The organism is Campylobacter sp. TTU_617, from assembly GCF_016599045.1.
Classification (GTDB): domain Bacteria; phylum Campylobacterota; class Campylobacteria; order Campylobacterales; family Campylobacteraceae; genus Campylobacter_D.
The window spans coordinates 1-19,423 of sequence record NZ_JAENKV010000019.1 but is presented as its reverse complement, the minus strand read 5'-3'; the positions used below and the strand labels follow the sequence as shown (position 1 = coordinate 19,423).

Here is a 19,423-nt window from a genome sequence, read left to right as displayed (position 1 = left end):
ACTATCATCAAAAGTAAGTCTATACTCAAGCTTACTTTCTCTTTTTATATTAAGTTCAACATCATCACAAGAATTAATTTTATAGGATTTGTTAATTAACATAGTAAATCTTTTTAGTTTTTTAGTATTATAATAAAAATTTTTTAAAGGTATAATAATGGTTAGAAATATTTATGATTTTTTAGAAAAAAGTGTTTTAAAATTTCCTGAAAAACTAGCTTTTGTAGATACTTTTGGCTCAAATTTTAAAAGTATAAGCTATAAAGAATTCAATGTTTTAAGTAAAAAGCTTGCAAGTAAGATTGCTAAAGATTTGCAATATTCTTATATACAAAGTCCTATTTTAATTCTTTTGCCAAAAAGTATTGATTGTCTTATAAGTTTTTTTGGTGTAAGTTTGAGTGGAAATTTTTATACTCTTTTAGATGAAAAAACTCCAAAAGAGCGCGTAGAAAAAGTAATAGATATTTTAAAACCAAAGCTATTAATTACTTCAAAAGATTTAAATTTTGATTTAAATTTGCCTACACTTTATACAGAAGATTTTTTAAATTTTGATATAGATGAGACTTTGTTAGAAGAAATTAAAGAAAGACATATAGATACAAATTTATTATATGTTTTTTTTACAAGCGGAAGCACGGGAGTGCCAAAAGGTGTTTCTATTTCTCATAAAAGTGTGATTGATTATACTTTTTGGGTATGCGAAACTTTTAATTTAAATGAAAATGAGATTTTAGCTAATCAAGCTCCGTTTTATTTTGATAATAGTATTTTAGATATATTTTCAAGCATTAAAGCAGGAGCGACACTTCATTTACTACCTAATCATCTTTTTGCTTTTCCAAATAAAATTTTATCTTATTTAGAAGAGCAAAAAATAAATATGATTTTTTGGGTGCCTTCGGTGCTTATTTATTTTGCAAATACTAATGCTTTGAAAGATTTTAATCTTTATCTTAAAAAGGTTCTTTTTTGTGGTGAAATTATGCCAAATAAACAGCTTAATTTTTGGAGAAAGGCTTTGCCAAATACGGAATTTTTTAATCTTTATGGACCTACGGAAATTACTGATGTTTGTTCTTTTTTTAAGGCCGAGAGAGAATTTAAAGATGAGGATATTTTGCCTATTGGCAAGGCTTGTAAAAATACCGAGCTTTTAGTCTTTGATGAAAATATGAATTTTATTAGTCCTAAAGAAATAGGTATTAAAGGAGAACTTTATATAAGGGGAACTTGTTTATCACTAGGTTATTATAATGATAGCAAAAAAACAAAAGAAGCTTTTATACAAAATCCTTTACATAATAATTATTTAGATTTGCTTTATAAAACAGGGGATATTGTAGCTTATAATGAGCTAGGAGAGCTTTTATGTTTTGGAAGAAAAGATAATCAAATCAAATATATGGGACATAGAATAGAACTAGGAGAGATAGAGAGTGTTATAAATTCTCATTTAGAAATTAAAAATGCTGCTTGTATTTTCAAAGAAGAGATTATTTGTTTTTATGAAAGTGAAAAAGAACTTAATTTAAAAGCTTTTTTAAAAGATAAATTAAATGCTTATATGATACCTAAACGTTTTATAAGACTAGATAGTTTTAAACTCAATCAAAATGGTAAGATCGATAGGAAATTTTTAAATAATTTTATTTAGCAATGATTGAAAGCTAAAGAAATGTTTGTTATAAAACCCAAATTTTGATTTTATGTTATATAAAAATAGAATCATTTTAATTTTTTAAATGAGTTTAATTAAACAATTCTTTATTTATATCAATTTGATTTTTTGAAAAAAATTTTTACTTTATAAAGATCTAAATATTATTAAATAAGTGGTTAATAAAATTCGTTTTTTATGGAAATAAATTGAGTTTATAAAAATATCTTTTTGTTTTTAAGTTTTTATTTTTTTAAATAATTTAAATTATAATATTTTAATTTTTATGATTATAATGATAAAAAACTTAATCAAGTTGATATATTAGTAGGAATTTTAATGGAATATGAAAATATTTTTATTATAGGTGATGGAAAAGTAGCAAAAGAATGTCAAAAAATAGCTCAAAATTTTTTCAACAAGAAGTTAAATTTATAGAAAATAAAACGAAAAACTATTTAGATAACTTTTTTAATTCCTTAAAGTATTCCTTAATTATAAGTGCAAATAATTTTTATATTTTTAAACCACTATGTGTGGAAAATAATACTATTATTAATTATCACAATTCTTTACTTCCTTATTATAGAGGAGTTAATGCCCATGTTTGGGCGATTTATAAAGAAGAGTAAAACAGGTATTACTTGGCATAAAGTAGATAAAAATATAGATACAGGAGATATTTTAATACAAGAAGAAATTGAATTTGATAAAAAAATTACAGCTCTTAATTTATTAAGAGCTCAACACAATCTTGCTATTAATACTTTTCAAAAAGCTTTAGAGAATTTAAAAAATAAAAATTATAAAAAACAGGAAAAAAGAAATGATAAAGAAAGAATCTATTCAAAAAAAGATTTACCAAATAATGGATTTTTAGAGCTTTCTTGGGAAAAAGTAAAGATCGATTGTTTTTTAAGATCTATGTATGGCATTTCTAAAGCAAAAATTAAACTTTTTAACAAAATTTAATTATTTTTTTATGAATACAGTCACGCTACTTTAAAGCTTTATTTAGAGCAAAATATAGTATTAAAAATTGATAAAATTTAAGTATTTTATTTTTTAAAATGCTAAATGAAAGTGTTAATTAAAGAAATTTAGTGCTAATTATTTATAATTTTTAAAGAGTTTGATTTTATTAAAAAATAAATTTATATCCCTTGATAAATTTTTAAATTCTTTTTAAATTTTTTCTTATAAAGAATTTTGCAAGGAGTATTTTAAAAAGAATATGCAACATCTCTAAATAATTTTAGCAAAAATCTCAAATAATAGCCCTTTAAAGTATATAAATAATATTTTTTAATTTTCTAAAAATTGATTTTTTCACTTTTAAATTAGTAAAATTGTATTTTTAAAAGTGAATAATTAAAGAAAAGTTTAATATTTATATAAATTTAAGTATAATAAAAATTATAATTTTAAGGAGTAAAAATGCAAACAATTAAGCAATTTTTTCTTAATATAGAAAGAACAGATATTGATGAAAATACAGAGAATCTAATCAGCGATGATCTTATAGATAGTATAGATATTATGGCCTTAGTGGCAGAAATTGAAAAGTATTATGGAAGACCACTTGATGCAACTTTTATTAAACCTGAAAATTTTGAAAATTTTAAAACAATCAAGGATATGCTTGAAATTGCAATGAAAAATTAATTTTTATTGCAATTTTTTAAGTTTTGAATAATGATATTTTTTGAGATAATTACCTCTGCAAAAAAATTTACAATTTTATCCCAATCCTCTTCTTTGATATCTTTTAAAGTAGCATTTTCTTTATAATCATTCCAATTTATAGGGGTAAATAAACTTTTTTTATGAGGAAAATACTTAGCTCTCACCCATTCATTAGAACTAGCAAAATAATCAACATAGGCTTTAGCTAACTCTTTTTGCACTTTAAATTTAAGTCTTGCTTCTTTTGTGCCTTCAAAATGTTTTCTAGAAATACTTAAAAGGGAATTAATATTTTGTCCATTTAAATCTTTTTCATTTAATCTTTTTTGAATTTCCATACCCAAAAGATTAAAACTTTCATTTTTTGTCTGCTCTAAATCAAAATTTTCATCCCATTTAATACCTAAATGATGAGTAAAATCTTTAAGTAAAGTTCCTCCTACATAATCTTCTCTTAATAATCTTACTATCAAGCTATTTTCTCCAAAAACTTCGGTATAATTTTCACAAATCCACTTATAATCGAAAATATATTTTCTAGGATGATCTTGGGGTTTAAAATCACCTGAATAATAACCTAGGTTATTTTTTAAATCTTGAGAACAATGAGAATTTAAATAATCTAGAGTATCTCTAAAATAAACCATAAGCTTAATTTCATCAAATCCCAAAGCTTTTAAAATCGCATATAAAATTTCTATATGTTTTTTTGAGGAAAATTCCCAAACACACCCTTCAACAGAAAAAATAAATGTTTTATCTTTATGAAGTTCTTTTTCTTTTTTAAAATCTTCTATAGTTTGCAAAAGACGTGGATTTTTTAAAGCTTTTAATACTTGTTCTGGTTGAGTAAGATTTAAATTTTCATCTTTAATTAATTCTAAAACCATATCTACCAAAGCCCAATGTCTATTAGCTATTCTTAAACTTCTTGGATATAAAAAACCTTGATTTAAGAGTTTGTCAAAATTTTTCGCTAAAAAGCCTTGTCGTTCATGATTTCCAGTATTAGTTGTTCCTATACTTAAAAAAGCTTTCAAAATTTTTCCTTTTACTTGTAATTTTTTTAAATTATAGCTAAAAAATACGTAATTTTATTAATACAATTTATTCTAGTATTAGTGGAGGATAAAAAATATCTATATTTATAATTATGAATACATTAATATTATATAATATTTTTTATTTAAATATTTTGATAAAATAAATTATCTAAGGTTTATCTATGCTAGAAGATTTTTTTAAAAAACTTAATATAAAAGAGAAAGAATATATATTATTTACAGGAAATTTAACGCGTTTGCTTTATAAATTAAAAGGCAATGCAAGAGAAAATTTAAACTCCTTTCTTGATATTTTTTTAAAACAGACAAGAAAAGGGGGATTAGCAATACAAAGTTTTAATTGGGATTTTTGCAAAGGTTTAAGCTATGATATTTTAAATTCAAAGTCACAAACTGGAGCTTTGGCAAATATAGCTTTAAAAAGAGTAGAATTTAAACGCACAAAACATCCTATTTATTCTTTTATGGTTGCAAATAACTTTCAAAAAGATTTAATCGAACTTGATAATAAAGGAGCTTTTGATAAAAATTCACCTTTTGATTTTATGTATAAAAATAAAGCTAAAATGATTATAGTTGATTTGCCTTTGCAAGATTCTTTTACCTTTGTGCATTATGTAGAGCAATGTTTAAAGGTTAGTTATAGATATAATAAAAGTTTTACATCTTTTTATATTGATGAAAAAGGTCATAAAGAACTTAAAACCTATGATATGTTTGTAAGAGCTAATAATGTTTTAACCCATATTCATCCTTTAGAAGATCTTTTTTTACAAGAAAAAGTTATGGAGATAGTTTTTTTTGATGAAATTTTTATTAAGATTATTGATCTTGAAAAAGCTTATAAAGTAATATCTAAAGATATTGAGCAAAATCAAGGACTTAGCCTACACATTCTAAAAGTTTAAATTCTAAAAGTTTTTGCACTAAGTCTTTAAGTTCATAACCTTGTAAATTTAAGATTTCTGCTATATCTAAAATATCTTTTTTTCCATCAAGAAAAGCTAGAAAATTACAAGCAAGAGGGATATCGTTAATGGAACTTAAGGTATGATAAAGACCTCTTTTTCCAAGATTTGGTTCGCAAAAAATAGTATTTTTATAAATAGCATTATTTTCCAAATTTAAAATGATTTCTTGCATAGCTTTAAGTCCTCCCAATAAACCTTTAGGGCTTATAAAATCAAGATCATCTTTTGAAGTATGATAAAATTTATAATCCCCATATCTTGTGCGACAAATTCCAACAATCCCTAAATTTACTAAAGGAGAATTGTATTGTCTTTCATCAGAACCTCTCTTTAAAAAGCTAAATTCTTTAAAATTAATTTTATTTTTTAAGGTATGTAATGCAACTTTATCTGAAAGAGTATTTGCATTTGGGGTATGAATAAGTGAATAAGAAAGATCATCTCCTATGCACGAAAGGACAAATCCAGCCTTTACATTTTTTTGTAAAGCTTTTAAATTTTTATTGATATAAGTTATACTTCCTATAGTTTCAGGCACGATAACAAAGCGGTAATTATATTTTCTTTCTTTAAGATTTAAAAGCCATTTAGCTAAGAATACAGCCACCACAGGTCCGCTTAATTCATTATTTGCCATAGAAGGATGACAAAGATAGGTTGAAATTAAAATTTCATCTTTTGAATTTTTTGTGCTAGGGATAATAAAATCTGCATAATTTAAAACCCCATTTTCATCATGCTTTGAATCAATAAAAACTCTATATGTTCCTTTTTTTAACTTTTTTCTTTCATTATGAGTAATGCAAAATCCCCATCTTTTTTTATAATAACTCGTAACATAAGGAATAGCATCAGGGATATTTTCTAAGGAGTATAAATGATTTTGTAATTCTTCAAGATCTAGTTTTTTATCAACTGCTATGCTATAGTTTAAAACATGTAGATTATTTTTTTTAAAATCGCAAATTTTTTTACCGTTTGGATCTATTATGAAAGCATCTTTGATATGCCATTCAGGTGGAATAATCCAATCATATACTTTTGTTCTACTTTTAATGGAGTGAATTTCAAATCCCCCCCCCCAGTTTATTTGATATATTAAGATTTTTTATAAGTTCATAGTTTAGAATTTTTAAACTTGTTCTAAAACCTTTTCCAGTGATACTTCTACAAATTGGAAAAAGCTTTTTAGCCAGATTATACATTAAGATACCATTTTGCATAAAATTTTTATGTCTAAAATCAAATTGATTCACAATAAGCCTTTTTTGCTTTTTCTAAAACTTCAAATAAGTTTTCTTTTACAAATTTTGCATCTTCTAAACTCATTTCTTGATGACAAGGAATGCTAAGTTCAGCCCTATAAAAATGATCAGCATTTTCTAATCTTATATTTCCCATTAAATTTTTATAAAAACTAAATTCATAAGTGGGCTTATAATGCACTTGAACTCCTATTTTTCTATCAATTAGAGCTTTAAAAATTTCTTCTTTTTTGCAATGAAATTCTGGAAAAAGTAAAATAGGATATAAATGTCTTGAACTTTTTTTATAATTTTTGATTTTTATAGTAGAAAAATAAGGGTTATTTTTAAATTCTTCATCATAAAATTGAGCGATTTTTTCTCTTTTTTCTAAATTGATATCAAGTTTTTTAAGTTGATTGATCCCTAAAGCACAAGCAACATCACTTAAGCGATAATTGTATCCAAGTTCATACATATCACTATCCCAAAGCCTTTTTTTCTCTATCCCATGAGATCTTAAAAGTTTTGCTTGTTTAATAAAATATTCATTATCACTAAGCAAGGCTCCACCTTCAAAAGTGGTTATAGGTTTTACCGGATGAAAAGAAAATACATTTAAATCGGCCATTGAGCCTACTTTTTTATCTTTATAACTTGCTCCTAGTGCGTGACTTGCATCATCGATTAAGGGGATATTATATTTTTTAGCAAGATTTAAAATTTCATCCATTTCAACGCTATTGCCCCCAAAATCAACCACACAAATAGCTCCTATATTTTTACTATCCTTTTTCAATCTTTCTTCTAGTTTATTCTCATCAATATTTCCATCACTTTTAATATCTATAAATTCAACTTTTGCTCCCACCATTAAAGCTGTATTTGAAGTAGCTGCAAAAGTTAAAGGAGTGCTAAGGACAATTTTATCTTTAAGATTTAAAATTTTATAGGCAAGATGAAGAGCTGAAGTAGCTGAATTTAATACACAAGCATATTTTACTCCTACGTATTCGCAAAGATTTTTTTCAAATTCTTCTACTTTCTTGCCACCTGTTAAAATTTCATCTTTTAAAGCTTTTAAAACAGCTTCTATATCACTTTGATCGATATTTTGATGAGAATAGGTTAGCATCAAAACTCCTCAGTATGATTTATTATATTTAAAAGTTCTTTTTCGCTTACCCAATTTGGATTATTATCAGAGCTATAAGAAAAACCATCTTTTACTTTTTTACCTTTTTGATTTAAGGCATTTATACTAAAATCATTATGAGTATTAGTAAATTTAATGCTAGGACTAATGGCATAATAATCATCAAATTCATAAGTTAAATGACTATCATCACTTGAAATCATTATTTCGTGGAGTTTCTCTCCGGCCCTTATGCCTATAATTTTATGTTTTAAATTTGGAGCTAAAGCGTGTGCAAGATCAGTAATTTTCATTGATGGAATTTTAGGAATAAAAATTTCACCCCCGTGCATTTTTTCAAAATTACCAAGTACAAATTTAACTCCATCTTCTAAAGAAATCCAAAATCTTGTCATTCTAGTATCTGTTATAGGGAGTTCTTTTGCTCCTTCGCTAATCAGCTTTTTAAAAAATGGCACAACAGATCCTCTTGAACCAACCACATTTCCATATCTTGCAACGCTAAATCTTGTATGGTTATTTCCAGCTATATTATTAGCTGCTACAAAAAGTTTATCACTAGCTAGTTTAGTTGCTCCATATAAATTTACAGGATTGCAAGCCTTATCAGTTGAAAGAGCTATACATTTTTCAACCTTATTTTCAAAACATGCATCAATAACATTTTGCGCCCCGTGTATATTGGTTTTAATGCATTCCATAGGATTATATTCAGCCACAGGAACATGCTTCATTGCTGCTGCGTGGATTACAAAATCTACATCTCTCATAGCAGTGCTAAGTCTTTCTTTATCGCGAACATCTCCTATAAAATATCTCATACAAGACTCATTAAAGATATTTGCCATTTCAAATTGTTTTAATTCATCTCTTGAATAAATAATAATTTTATTAGGTTTATAATTTTGAAGTAGAATTTTGGTATAAGTTTTACCAAAACTACCAGTTCCGCCTGTAATAAGGATATTTTTACCATTAAACATAAAATTTCCTTTAATTTTTATATAAATATTTTAGCAAAAGTTGTTCCATTGTTATATTTTAGCTTAAATTTTCAATTTCTTTTGAAAAGATTCCTTTAGTTGTTCTTAAAATTAGCCATAAAAAGATTAAAGTTGTAAAAATTAAAAATCCAAAAGCCAAAATAACAAAAATTCCATAAAGACTATTAAAATTGATTGAATTGATATTTTGCAAAGAATTAGCAATAATTTTTAAATAACTAATGTTTAGAGTTGCCAATGGAAAGCTTATAGCCCACCAAGTAATTTTAAAGGGACAACACTTATAAGCTTTAAAAATTTGAGGTAAAAGAGATAGAAATAAAAATCCTCCTATTAAAAATAATATTATAGCAAAATCATCAATATTAAAAATAGTTGTATAAGCACTAAATCCTACACTAAAAGGGGCTATTAAAATTAAAAGCGTTGGGGTAAGTTTATCAGGAAGTTTTTGAAAAAAGATGATCCTTGCTAAAATTAAAGGTATCAAAATTAAAGTAAAGAGAAAGCCTACTCCAATACAAAGCATTGTAAAATACTTAAAAATATACAAATTCGTATTAAAAATATAGGGTAAAGCTAAAGGAATATCTAATAAACCAACCACAGGGATAATCCAAGCTGGAGTAATATGAGTAAATTCATGTTTATGATAAAGCCAAGTATTTATAATGTATAAACTAAAACCAAACATTAATATTACTCCAAATATCCATAAGATTAAACCAAAAGTTCTAATGATATTGCTTTCATATTGAAAGGTTTGTAAAAGTATTGATAATATCATAGGCAAAAGTAGGCAAGAGATACAAAAAGTTCCAAAGAAAACTTTAGTGATTGGATTATGAAATTCACTTTTTATATTTTCAAAATTTATTATGCACTTAAAAATAAAAATAAAAAATAAGAAAATAAAAACCAATAAAGCTAAAAATGCAAAAAAAGTATAAACAATTTGACTTGTTTTAAGAATATAATCATTAAATTGAGCAAGATAAGAAATCCTATAAATTAAAAGCCAAGCTAAAGAAATAGCACTAAGCCCCATAACAGCTCCAAAAAATGAAATTGGCAAGGAAAAGTATCTTTTGATATTCATAAGTATTCCTTATTTTAAAATTCTTGGCAAGGTTATACCAGTTTGAGCTTGATATTTACCTTTTTTATCCTTATAAGTTGTATCACAATATTCATCACCTTGAAAAAATAACACTTGTGCTATGCCTTCATTAGCATAAATTTTAGCTGGAAGTGGGGTAGTATTTGAAATTTCAATGGTTATATGCCCTTCAAACCCAGGTTCAAATGGAGTAACATTTACTATAATGCCACATCTTGCATAAGTGCTTTTTCCAAGACATATAGCTAAGACATTATCAGGCATTTTAAAATATTCAATTGTTCTTGCTAGTGCAAAAGAATTTGCAGGAACTATACATACATCGCCTATAAAATCAACTACATTTTCTTCCACAAAATTTTTTGGATCAACAACAGTGGAATTAACATTAGTAAAGATTTTAAATTCACGACCTACGCGTATATCATAGCCATAACTTGAAAGTCCATAACTTACAACACCTTTGCCTATATTTGCTTCGCAAAAAGGAGAAATCATTTCATTTTCTTTTGCCATTTTTCTAATCCAATTATCAGCTTTTAAGCCCATTTTATACCCTTGTATTTATTAAATTTAATTATTATATTTTAATATATTTTGATTTAATTATTATATTTGGAATTTTAATTAAAATATTTTAATATTAAATTTTTGTAAGTTTTTATATAATATCAAATTTAAGTTCTTAAATTAAGAATAGGAGAAAAATTATGACAAAAGAGGAAATTAAAGATTTAGTAAATTTATTTGCTGAGACTAATATCACTAAAATAAAAATTAAAGAACAAGATGGTTTTGAGATTGAACTTCAAAGAGATATATGTTGTGATGTTCCAGCTCCTGTATGTCCTACAACACCTGCCCCACAACCGATTAATGTTAATGTTGTTAATGAAGCAAAACCAAGCATTAATGCAAAATCAGATAGTTTAACTATCAATAGTCCTATGGTAGGAACTTATTATCAAGCTCCAAGTCCTGGTGCTAATCCTTTTGTAAAAGTTGGAACAAATGTTAAAAAAGGAGATACGATAGCTATTATTGAGGCAATGAAAATTATGAATGAAATTGAAGCTGAATTTGATTGTCGCATTAGCGAAATCCTTGTTGCAGATGGACAACCAGTTGAATTTGGAATGCCTTTATTTGCCGTGGAGAAACTTTAATGGAAATTAAAAGTATTTTGATTGCCAATCGTGGAGAAATAGCTTTAAGAGCTTTAAGAACGATTAAAGAAATGGGAAAAAAAGCAATTTGCGTATATTCTGAAGCTGATAAAGATGCACTTTATTTAAAATACGCTGATGCAAGTATTTGTATAGGAAAAGCAAGAAGTTCTGAAAGCTATCTTAATATCCCTGCTATTATCACAGCAGCTGAAATTGCTGAGGTTGATGCTATTTTTCCAGGATATGGTTTTTTAAGTGAAAATCAAAATTTTGTTGAAATTTGTGCTAAGCATAATATTAAATTTATAGGACCTTCTGTTGAAGCTATGACTTTAATGAGTGATAAAAGCAAAGCTAAACAAGTAATGAAAAGAGCTAATGTTCCTGTAATTCCAGGAAGTGATGGAGCTTTACAAGGTATAGAAGCAGCTAAAAAACTTGCAAGTGAAATAGGTTATCCTGTTATTTTAAAAGCCGCAGCTGGTGGTGGCGGACGCGGTATGAGAGTTGTAGAAAGTGAAAAAGATTTAGAAAAAGCTTATTGGTCTGCTGAAAGTGAAGCTATGACAGCATTTGGAGATGGCACAATGTATATGGAAAAATATATACAAAATCCACGCCATATTGAAGTACAAGTTATAGGAGATAGTTTTGGCAATGTAATCCATATAGGCGAAAGAGATTGCTCTATGCAAAGGCGTCATCAAAAACTTATAGAAGAATCCCCTGCCATACTTCTTGATAATAATACGCGTAAAAAATTACATGAAACAGCCATTAGAGCAGCTAAAGCTATAGGATATGAAGGAGCTGGGACTTTTGAATTTTTAGTAGATAAAAATTTAGATTTTTATTTTATAGAAATGAATACACGTTTGCAAGTGGAACATTGTGTAAGTGAAATGGTCAGTGGCATTGATATTATTGAACAAATGATTAAAGTAGCCGAAGGTTATGCATTACCTCCTCAAGAAAGTATAAAATTAAAAGGACATTCTATAGAGTGTAGAATCACAGCTGAAGATCCTAAAACTTTTTTACCAAGTCCAGGAAAAATAACTAAATATATCCCCCCAGCAGGTAGAAATGTAAGAATGGAAAGTCATTGTTATCAAGATTATTCTGTTCCACCTTATTATGATTCTATGATTGGAAAACTTGTTGTATGGGCAGAAGATAGACATAGGGCAATCACTAAAATGAAAGTAGCCTTAAATGAGCTTATAGTTCAAGGAATTAAAACAACTAAAGATTTTCATATTGCTATGATGGATAATCCTGATTTTATTGACAATAACTATGATACAAACTATCTTGCAAGACATTAAAACTAGGTTTCATAATTAAAAATAAATTTTTAATTATGAAACAATGTTACAAAAAATTACCATAACTAAAAAATATCTAAATTATTTTAAATTGTAAGTTTAGCTAAAATTAAATTAGCAAATTGAATGAGTCTGATCTAAATATTAATTTATACAATATGTATAAATATCTTGTTATAACTCAAAATAAATATTAAATTATAAGAAACTTTCTTTACTTTTTATGAGAGAAGATTTATTGTATTTTATTTGCTTATAAAAAATAAAGATAAAATTAAAATTTTATCTTATATATTCTATATTAGCTTTTGAGCGTAATTTTTCAAAATAATCTTGTATGAAATTTTGTTTTTGTTTATTGATATAAGCATTCAAAACTTCATTTTTAACTTCATCAAATTCAGGAGTTTGCTCTCCTCTTTTGTCTTTAACCTCGTAAAGTTCATAGCCATTTTTTGAATTTAAAACAGGGGAGAAATCATTAATATTAATTTGCGATAAAAGAGCCAATAAACGCGGATCAGCATTACTTATATTTAAATGCGCTTGTTTTCTTTTAAAGGATATTTTATGAGATTTTTTAATTTCTTCTAAAATTGCCGGATCATTTGAATTATAAATATTTACATCAATTTCAGTAAAAATAGAAAATTCGCTTTTGTGCATTTCAAAAAAATTTTTTGCCCCCGCTTCACTATAATCTATTTTTGCCATTGTTAAAATTTGTTCATAAAGCTTTCTTTTTTCTAAATCTTTTTTGAAATCTTGTTTAAAAATTTCAAAACTTTGATTTTTATTTTTTAATTCTTTTTTAAATTGCTCAAGGCTTATGCGGTTTTGCTCTAACATTCTATCAATGCTATTTTCAAGATCAATTTCATTTATAGCAATACCAAATTTTTTGATTTGAGCTTGTTCAATTTTTTCATTGACCAAAATGATTAGAGCTTGATTTCTAGGTATATTTAATTTTTTCATAGTTTGTTGTATTTCATAAAGCGTAATAGGCTCTTTATCTACTATCATAGAGATCGCATTAATGGTGTTAGCATATAAAATATTTGATAAAAAAATACAAGTTGCTAAAATTTTTTTCATAATCAAACCTTTTTTAAGTTGAAATATCGCATTATAACAATAAAAATTTAAGAAAAGGCAAAAAATGCAAGAAAGTATTATAACGCGTTTTGCTCCTTCTCCTACTGGCTATTTGCATATTGGAGGTTTAAGAACAGCATTATACAATTATTTATACGCAAGAAAAAATAAAGGAAAATTTTTATTGCGTATTGAAGATACAGATTTAAAAAGAAATTCTAAAGAAGCTACTAAAGCTATTATCGAAGCTTTTAAATGGTGCAAATTAGATTATGATGGTGAAATTATTTATCAATCAGAGCGTTTTGATATCTATAAGCAGTATATTCAAAAGCTTTTAGATGAGGGCAAAGCTTATTATTGTTATATGAGCAAAGAAGAGCTTGAAGAGTTGCGTTTAAAACAAGAAAAAGCTAAAGAGCGTCCAAGATACGATGGAAGATATAGAGATTTTAAAGGTACTCCACCAAAAGGGATAGAACCTGTTGTGCGCATTAAAGCACCACTTAGTGGAGAAATAGTTTTTAACGATGGCATAAAAGGTGAAGTTAAATTTAAAGTCGAAGATATTTTAGATGATTTTATCATAGCAAGAAGTGATGGAAGCCCAACTTATAATTTTACCGTTGTGATAGATGATGCTTTAATGGGAGTAAATAATGTCATAAGAGGTGATGATCATCTTTCCAACACTCCTAAACAAATCATTCTTTATGAAGCTTTAAATTTTAAAATTCCTAAGTTTTTTCATGTTGCAATGATACACGGAGAAGATGGCAAAAAACTTTCCAAAAGGCATGGTGCAACAGATGTAATGGAATACAAAGCTATGGGAATACTTCCTCAAGCCTTGCTTAATTTTTTAGTCCGTTTAGGCTGGGGTCATAAAGATGATGAAATTTTTTCTATGGAAGAATTAAAAGAACTTTTTGATCCTTATCATATAAGCAAAAGTGCATCTTCATATAGTTTTAAAAAGTTAGAATGGCTTAATGCCCATTATATTAAAACCCTAGCTTATGATGAACTTAATTTTGAACTTAAATCTTTAGGATTTGATTTTGACAATATCAATAAAGGGAAATTTTTACTCAATTTATTAAGAGAAAGAGCAAAAAATTTATTTGATATTATAAATAGTGCAAAAAGTATTATAGAATTACCACAAAACTATGATGAAGTTGCAGTGGAAAAATTTGTTAATGAAAAGAATTTGGAATTTTTGGCTAAATATTGTGAAGAATTAAAAGAACAAAATACCGCTAAAGATTTTGAAGAATTTACTAATGAATTTTTACAAAAATATGAGTTAAAATTAAAAGATTTAGCCCAGCCATTGCGCATAGCTTTAACTGGAAATGCGGTGAGCCCTAGTATATTTGAAGTATTAGAGTTTTTAGGAGTAAATGAATGTAAAAAAAGAATTAAAGGATTCTTAGAAAAGAGGAAATAATGTATTCAAAAGAAGATGCCTTAAATTATCATTTAGGTGGAAAAATTAGCGTTGAACCAACTAAAAATATGGATTCAAGTAATGATTTATCTTTAGCATATAGCCCAGGGGTTGCAGAGCCATGTTTAGAGATCGCAAAAAATGAAGAACTAGCTTACACTTATACTACTAAATCGAATTTGGTAGCCATTGTAAGCGATGGTTCTGCAGTATTAGGGCTTGGAAATATAGGACCTAGTGCAAGCAAGCCTGTTATGGAGGGTAAAGCTTGTTTATTTAAAAAATTTGCCAATGTAAATGCTTTTGACCTTGAAATTAATGCACATAGTATAGAAGATATTGTTGCTTTTTGTAAATTTTTAGCTCCAAGTGTTGGAGGGATAAATTTAGAAGATATAGCAGCACCTAAATGTTTTGAAATCGAAGCTGCTTTGCAAAATTTAGGTATTCCTGTTATGCACGATGATCAGCACGGAACAGCTATTATTTCAACAGCAGGTCTTATGAATGCTATGGAGCTTAGTGGAAAAAAATTTCAAGATATTAAGGTAGTCATTAGCGGTGCTGGAGCAGCTGGTGTTGCAAGTGCTAGAATGTATAGAAATTTAGGGGTTGAAAATATCATTTTAGTTGATAGCAAAGGCGTGATAAACAAAGAAAGAAAAGATCTAAATTCTTATAAACTTGAATTTGTATCAGATACAAAGGATAAAACTTTAAAAGAAGCCTTAAAAGGTGCTGATGTTTTTTTAGGTTTATCAGCGCCTAAAATTTTAGATGATGAAATGGTTTTATCAATGGCTAAAGATCCTGTCATTTTTGCTTTGGCAAATCCTATTCCTGAAGTGATGCCAGAAGATGTTATAAGACTTAGAAAAGATGCTATTATAGGAACAGGAAGAAGTGATTATCCAAATCAAATCAATAATGTCTTAGGTTTTCCTTTTATTTTTAGAGGAGCTTTAGATGTAAGAGCTACTAAAATAACCGAAAATATGAAAATAGCAGCAGCCAAAGCTTTAGCTGATTTAGCCAAACTTCCTGTGAGCGAAAAAGTGAAAAAAGCTTACAATCTAAGCAATTTAGAATTTGGAAAAGATTATGTGATCCCAAAACCTTTTGATGATAGAGTTAAAGCTATTGTAAGTACTGCCGTTGCAAGTGCTGCAGTAAAAGATAATGTAGCTAGAATCAAAAATTTTAATGAAAAAGAATATTTTGAAAGCTTAAAATGAAAAATATTCATCAAATTTCTCATCCTTTGATAGAGCATAAATTAGGAATTTTAAGAGATAAAGAAACAAAACCCTTTCAATTCCGTATGCTCATCGATGAAATTAGCTCTTTTTTACTTTTTGAAGCTACTAAAGATTTGAATTTAAAAAATAAAGAAATTACAACCCCTATAGCTAAAACGACTGCTAAAGAGCTTGATGAAAAAATTATGATTTGCCCTATATTAAGGGCAGCTTTAGGAATGCTTGAAAGCGTTTTTAAGTTAATTCCTAATGCAAGTATTGGTTTTTTAGGTTTTCAAAGAGACGAAGAGACCCTAAAAGCTCAATTTTATTTTCAAAAACTTCCAAAAGATGCTAAAGAGCGTTTAGCCATCGTTATAGATCCTATGTTCGCGACAGGTTCAACTGCTATTGAAGCTTGTAATTTTTTAAAAGAACAAGGCATTAAAAAAATAAAATTTATATCTATACTTGGGACTTTAGAAGGATTAAATAATTTTAATCATTTTCATAGTGATGTAGATGTTTTTATAGCAAGTATTGATGAAGGTTTAGATAAAAATGCCTATATTGTTCCTGGTTTAGGAGATGCTGGAGATAGGGTATTTAATACCTTAGACAAATAAAATGATTTTTGGGAAAATTGATTATATAAATTTATTGCCTTTGCATATTTATTTAAAAAAATACCCTTTGCCTAATGGTTTTAAAGCTTCTATGGAATTTAAAAAAGGAGTTCCTAGTAAATTAAATCGTGATTTATTTTATAGAAGAATTGATGGAGCTATCATATCTAGCATAGAAAGTGCAAGAAAAAAATACCAAAATTTAGACATTGGAATTTGTGCCTATAAGAAAGTTTTAAGTGTTTTGGTGCAAAAAAATTCACCCAGTTTAAAAGATCCAAGTTCTGCTACTTCAAATGCTTTAGCTAAAGTTTTAAATCAAAACGGAAAAGTCATCATAGGAGATAAAGCTTTAAAACTTTATTTAGAAGATAGTTCAAAATATATTGATCTGTGTAGTTTATGGTACAAAAAAACAGGTCTTCCTTTTGTTTTTGCAAGATTTTCTTGTGTGAGAAAAAAAGAATTTTATGAAATAATTTTTAAAAAATTTTCTAAAAAGAAAACCAAAATTCCTTATTATATGCTTGAAAAATATGCCAAAAGAGCAAATTTAGATATCAAAGATATAAGATATTATTTAGATGAAATTATTTATTATGAAATAAAAACAAAAGAAAAACTTGCTTTAAAACGTTTTATCACTCAGTCTAAAAGAAAATAATTTTAAGTTTAAATTTTCATAGAAATATAAATATATTTAATACCTAAAAATTTAAGTTTTATCTACTTTTTAAATCTTTTAATTTTTTATTTCAAAAATTATTTAATTTTATTTTTATAATTTCTAAAATTATAAAAAAGATTATCAAATAATGTTTAAAACACTCATACAACAATATAAAAAGATATCACCAAAAATAATCAATTAAAAATTATTATTAATAAACTTTTAATTAAAAATATTTTATTATTCCAAAAAAGTTTATGATTTATATTTTATTACTTTTTTATTTTTTTTAATAAACAATCAAAGGAGTTTTAAACAATGGATCAAAAACATAGTTTAAAAGAGATTTCGGGGGGGGGGGATTGAAAAAAACCATTCTCATTCATCTAAAAAACTAGTTCTTTCTTTAGTTACAATCTCTTTTTTAAGTTCTTATTCTTATGCTACAGCTAATGTAGAAGCTTATGATGATAGCAAAACTAAATCAACAACTACTTATCAAAATACTAATACTACAATAAGTGATTCACAAAGTTCTACACAAACTATAAGTAGTACTGGTAATACTCTTGTTATAGAAAGTAGTGGTTCAGTTGTAGTTACCACTAGTAATAGTATAGCTGTTGATTTTAAGCCAAGTTCTTCAACTTCTACTTTTAAAAATGAAGGAACTCTTATGGGCAAAAGAATGGGAGTTCAAGTAGGAGCAAATAAAAGTGGTGGTGCTACCATACAAAGCTTTGAAAATACTGGCACTATAGGAGGTAATGATTCTCAATTTGGAGTAGTAGTTTGGGGAAAAGATAGTTCTAAATCTAGTATTACTAATTTTAACAATAGTGGAACTATAAGTTCAAACAATGGTGAGGCTATTTATCTTGGTAATACTGAGATTACTACTTTTACTAATAGTGGGACTATTAGTAGCACTAATAAACAAGGGATAAATATTGCTAGTGGAGCAACTATAGAAACTTTTAACAATAGTGGAACTATAAGTAGCAATAGTGGTCAAGGGATAAATATTGCTAGTAGTGCAACAATAACTAATTTTACTAATGATAGCAATGGATTGATTCAGGGCAATAAGGATATTGGAGCACTAAATATAGAAAGTGCAACTATTAAAACTCTAACTAACAAAGGAACTATAAAGAATATAGGAAATACTGAACCTGCTGTATCTTTTTATGTTTCATCAGGTATAGCTTTAAGTAAGGGCACAATCGATAGTTTTACTAATGATAGCAATGGTTTAATTTCTGGCATTATAGGTATAAAACTAGCTGAATCTACTATTGAAAATTTTACTAACAAAGGAACCATAGAATCAACTAGCAATAATAATCTTGCAGCAGGTATTAAACTTTCGACTGCTTTGGATAGAACAACTACAATTACAAATTTTACCAATGAAGGCACTATACAATCAAACTCTAATGGTATCTTAGTAGAAGCAGGCAATAAAATAGAAACTCTTACTAATAGTGGAACTATAGAAGCTAGTTTAAATGGTATAAGTTTTTATGGGCATGGCGATGTTAGTGGTAATACAACAAATATCGGTAAAATCACTATAGAAAGTAATGGTGTTATTAAAGCAGGCAATGATGCAATCCACATTGATGGAAGTGATAGAGATATTGAAGGCGAAGGCATAGACGTAAAAGGTAGATTAGAAGGTGGTAATGCTGGTATTTATATAGGAGCAGGCAAACAAGTAAATACAAGCATCACTGTATCTGGAACTATACAAGGTGATAATGGCGGTATTATTAATACTGGAACCATAGGACAAAAAGATGTAGATGTTCAAACACACGGCATCACCATTGAAAATGGTGGAACTATTACTTCTAAAAATGGTAGCGGTATTTTAAATACTGATAATGGAATTATCTATGGTAATATTGTAAATAGTTCAAATAATGAT

18 protein-coding genes and 2 pseudogenes are annotated in these 19,423 nt (G+C 27.0%); 11 read left to right on the top strand and 9 right to left on the bottom strand.

From position 1 onward, the window contains the following. Positions 1–102: DUF2920 family protein (locus GQV94_RS07110; protein ID WP_200170360.1), on the bottom strand; the 102-nt coding region annotated here is incomplete at its 3' end. A gap of 55 nt (positions 103–157) precedes the next feature. On the opposite strand from GQV94_RS07110, the gene GQV94_RS07105 reads away from it, so the two are divergent. The 3 genes from GQV94_RS07105 (at position 158) to GQV94_RS07095 (ending at position 3,328) form a co-directional block, all read left to right on the top strand. Further along, positions 158–1,660 carry an amino acid adenylation domain-containing protein gene (locus GQV94_RS07105; protein ID WP_200170359.1) on the top strand — a complete coding sequence of 501 codons (1,503 nt, stop codon included), beginning with the start codon at positions 158–160 and terminating at the stop codon, positions 1,658–1,660. Between the two features lie 606 nt (positions 1,661–2,266). Next, positions 2,267–2,635: a hypothetical protein gene (locus tag GQV94_RS07825; protein ID WP_234126462.1), complete on the top strand. Its 369-nt coding sequence runs from the start codon at positions 2,267–2,269 to the stop codon at positions 2,633–2,635. Positions 2,636–3,100: 465 nt separating this feature from the next. After that, on the top strand, positions 3,101–3,328 hold the full coding sequence (locus GQV94_RS07095) for an acyl carrier protein (RefSeq protein WP_200170358.1): 228 nt from the start codon (positions 3,101–3,103) through the stop codon (positions 3,326–3,328). On the opposite strand, the gene GQV94_RS07090 is transcribed toward GQV94_RS07095, so the two are convergent. Next, positions 3,325–4,389, bottom strand: a complete 1,065-nt coding sequence (locus tag GQV94_RS07090) for an acyl carrier protein (protein WP_200170357.1) — start codon at positions 4,387–4,389, stop codon at positions 3,325–3,327. The genes GQV94_RS07095 and GQV94_RS07090 overlap by 4 nt on opposite strands. A gap of 185 nt (positions 4,390–4,574) precedes the next feature. Between GQV94_RS07090 and GQV94_RS07085 the strand changes: the two genes are divergently transcribed. Then, positions 4,575–5,321, top strand: a complete 747-nt coding sequence (locus tag GQV94_RS07085; RefSeq protein ID WP_200170356.1) for an AAC(3) family N-acetyltransferase — start codon at positions 4,575–4,577, stop codon at positions 5,319–5,321. Here GQV94_RS07085 and GQV94_RS07080 read toward each other — a convergent pair. The 5 genes and pseudogenes from GQV94_RS07080 to dcd all read right to left on the bottom strand — a co-directional run bounded on the left by GQV94_RS07080 (position 5,296) and on the right by dcd (position 10,457). Further along, a pseudogene (locus GQV94_RS07080) lies at positions 5,296–6,640 on the bottom strand (DUF4910 domain-containing protein). The gene GQV94_RS07085 and the pseudogene GQV94_RS07080 sit on opposite strands and share 26 nt — an antisense overlap. Further along, positions 6,627–7,763: a UDP-4-amino-4,6-dideoxy-N-acetyl-beta-L-altrosamine transaminase gene (gene pseC / locus GQV94_RS07075; RefSeq protein ID WP_200170355.1), complete on the bottom strand. Its 1,137-nt coding sequence runs from the start codon at positions 7,761–7,763 to the stop codon at positions 6,627–6,629. Before pseC ends, GQV94_RS07080 begins: the two are co-directional and overlap by 14 nt. Next, positions 7,763–8,767: a UDP-N-acetylglucosamine 4,6-dehydratase (inverting) gene (gene pseB / locus GQV94_RS07070; protein WP_200170354.1), complete on the bottom strand. Its 1,005-nt coding sequence runs from the start codon at positions 8,765–8,767 to the stop codon at positions 7,763–7,765. Before pseB ends, pseC begins: the two co-directional genes overlap by 1 nt. Positions 8,768–8,825: 58 nt before the next feature. Next, positions 8,826–9,887: a hypothetical protein gene (locus GQV94_RS07065; protein WP_200170353.1), complete on the bottom strand. Its 1,062-nt coding sequence runs from the start codon at positions 9,885–9,887 to the stop codon at positions 8,826–8,828. 9 nt (positions 9,888–9,896) lie between these two features. After that, positions 9,897–10,457, bottom strand: a complete 561-nt coding sequence (dcd, locus tag GQV94_RS07060; protein ID WP_131186711.1) for a dCTP deaminase — start codon at positions 10,455–10,457, stop codon at positions 9,897–9,899. Between the two features lie 161 nt (positions 10,458–10,618). On the opposite strand from dcd, the gene accB reads away from it, so the two are divergent. Next, positions 10,619–11,074, top strand: a complete 456-nt coding sequence (gene accB, locus GQV94_RS07055) for an acetyl-CoA carboxylase biotin carboxyl carrier protein (protein WP_200170352.1) — start codon at positions 10,619–10,621, stop codon at positions 11,072–11,074. Continuing rightward, the gene (locus tag GQV94_RS07050; protein ID WP_200170351.1) at positions 11,074–12,405 is read left to right on the top strand and encodes an acetyl-CoA carboxylase biotin carboxylase subunit; all 1,332 of its coding nucleotides are present in this window, start codon (positions 11,074–11,076) and stop codon (positions 12,403–12,405) included. Before accB ends, GQV94_RS07050 begins: the two co-directional genes overlap by 1 nt. 282 nt (positions 12,406–12,687) lie before the next feature. On the opposite strand, the gene GQV94_RS07045 is transcribed toward GQV94_RS07050, so the two are convergent. Next, the gene (locus tag GQV94_RS07045) at positions 12,688–13,503 is read right to left on the bottom strand and encodes a peptidylprolyl isomerase (RefSeq protein ID WP_200170350.1); all 816 of its coding nucleotides are present in this window, start codon (positions 13,501–13,503) and stop codon (positions 12,688–12,690) included. A 64-nt stretch (positions 13,504–13,567) separates the two neighbouring features. Between GQV94_RS07045 and gltX the strand changes: the two genes are divergently transcribed. The 4 genes from gltX to GQV94_RS07025 are packed head-to-tail and all read left to right on the top strand — an operon-like array spanning position 13,568 to position 17,484. Further along, a complete protein-coding gene (gene gltX, locus GQV94_RS07040) occupies positions 13,568–14,956 on the top strand; it encodes a glutamate--tRNA ligase (RefSeq protein WP_200170349.1) in 1,389 nt (462 codons plus the stop codon). Then, positions 14,956–16,191, top strand: a complete 1,236-nt coding sequence (locus tag GQV94_RS07035) for a malic enzyme-like NAD(P)-binding protein (protein ID WP_200170348.1) — start codon at positions 14,956–14,958, stop codon at positions 16,189–16,191. Before gltX ends, GQV94_RS07035 begins: the two co-directional genes overlap by 1 nt. Next, complete coding sequence (upp, locus tag GQV94_RS07030) at positions 16,188–16,820, top strand: uracil phosphoribosyltransferase (RefSeq protein WP_200170347.1); 633 nt, start codon at positions 16,188–16,190, stop codon at positions 16,818–16,820. Before GQV94_RS07035 ends, upp begins: the two co-directional genes overlap by 4 nt. 1 nt (position 16,821) lies before the next feature. Beyond that, complete coding sequence (locus tag GQV94_RS07025; protein ID WP_200170346.1) at positions 16,822–17,484, top strand: MqnA/MqnD/SBP family protein; 663 nt, start codon at positions 16,822–16,824, stop codon at positions 17,482–17,484. Between the two features lie 504 nt (positions 17,485–17,988). On the opposite strand, the gene GQV94_RS07020 is transcribed toward GQV94_RS07025, so the two are convergent. After that, a complete protein-coding gene (locus tag GQV94_RS07020; RefSeq protein WP_200170345.1) occupies positions 17,989–18,174 on the bottom strand; it encodes a hypothetical protein in 186 nt (61 codons plus the stop codon). Between GQV94_RS07020 and GQV94_RS07015 the strand changes: the two are divergent. Beyond that, a pseudogene (locus GQV94_RS07015) lies at positions 18,167–19,423 on the top strand (hypothetical protein); the annotation flags it as partial. The gene GQV94_RS07020 and the pseudogene GQV94_RS07015 sit on opposite strands and share 8 nt — an antisense overlap.

What these genes read in the sequence shown, in the direction of transcription:
- GQV94_RS07105 (WP_200170359.1), top strand. Translation starts at nt 158, where the DNA reads ATGGTTAGAAATATTTATGATTTTTTAGAAAAAAGTGTTTTAAAATTT.
- GQV94_RS07825 (WP_234126462.1), top strand. Translation starts at nt 2,267, where the DNA reads ATGTTTGGGCGATTTATAAAGAAGAGTAAAACAGGTATTACTTGGCAT.
- GQV94_RS07095 (WP_200170358.1), top strand. Translation starts at nt 3,101, where the DNA reads ATGCAAACAATTAAGCAATTTTTTCTTAATATAGAAAGAACAGATATT.
- GQV94_RS07085 (WP_200170356.1), top strand. Translation starts at nt 4,575, where the DNA reads ATGCTAGAAGATTTTTTTAAAAAACTTAATATAAAAGAGAAAGAATAT.
- pseC (WP_200170355.1), bottom strand. Translation starts at nt 7,763, where the DNA reads ATGCTAACCTATTCTCATCAAAATATCGATCAAAGTGATATAGAAGCT.
- pseB (WP_200170354.1), bottom strand. Translation starts at nt 8,767, where the DNA reads ATGTTTAATGGTAAAAATATCCTTATTACAGGCGGAACTGGTAGTTTT.
- GQV94_RS07065 (WP_200170353.1), bottom strand. Translation starts at nt 9,887, where the DNA reads ATGAATATCAAAAGATACTTTTCCTTGCCAATTTCATTTTTTGGAGCT.
- dcd (WP_131186711.1), bottom strand. Translation starts at nt 10,457, where the DNA reads ATGGGCTTAAAAGCTGATAATTGGATTAGAAAAATGGCAAAAGAAAAT.
- accB (WP_200170352.1), top strand. Translation starts at nt 10,619, where the DNA reads ATGACAAAAGAGGAAATTAAAGATTTAGTAAATTTATTTGCTGAGACT.
- GQV94_RS07050 (WP_200170351.1), top strand. Translation starts at nt 11,074, where the DNA reads ATGGAAATTAAAAGTATTTTGATTGCCAATCGTGGAGAAATAGCTTTA.
- GQV94_RS07045 (WP_200170350.1), bottom strand. Translation starts at nt 13,503, where the DNA reads ATGAAAAAAATTTTAGCAACTTGTATTTTTTTATCAAATATTTTATAT.
- gltX (WP_200170349.1), top strand. Translation starts at nt 13,568, where the DNA reads ATGCAAGAAAGTATTATAACGCGTTTTGCTCCTTCTCCTACTGGCTAT.
- GQV94_RS07035 (WP_200170348.1), top strand. Translation starts at nt 14,956, where the DNA reads ATGTATTCAAAAGAAGATGCCTTAAATTATCATTTAGGTGGAAAAATT.
- upp (WP_200170347.1), top strand. Translation starts at nt 16,188, where the DNA reads ATGAAAAATATTCATCAAATTTCTCATCCTTTGATAGAGCATAAATTA.
- GQV94_RS07025 (WP_200170346.1), top strand. Translation starts at nt 16,822, where the DNA reads ATGATTTTTGGGAAAATTGATTATATAAATTTATTGCCTTTGCATATT.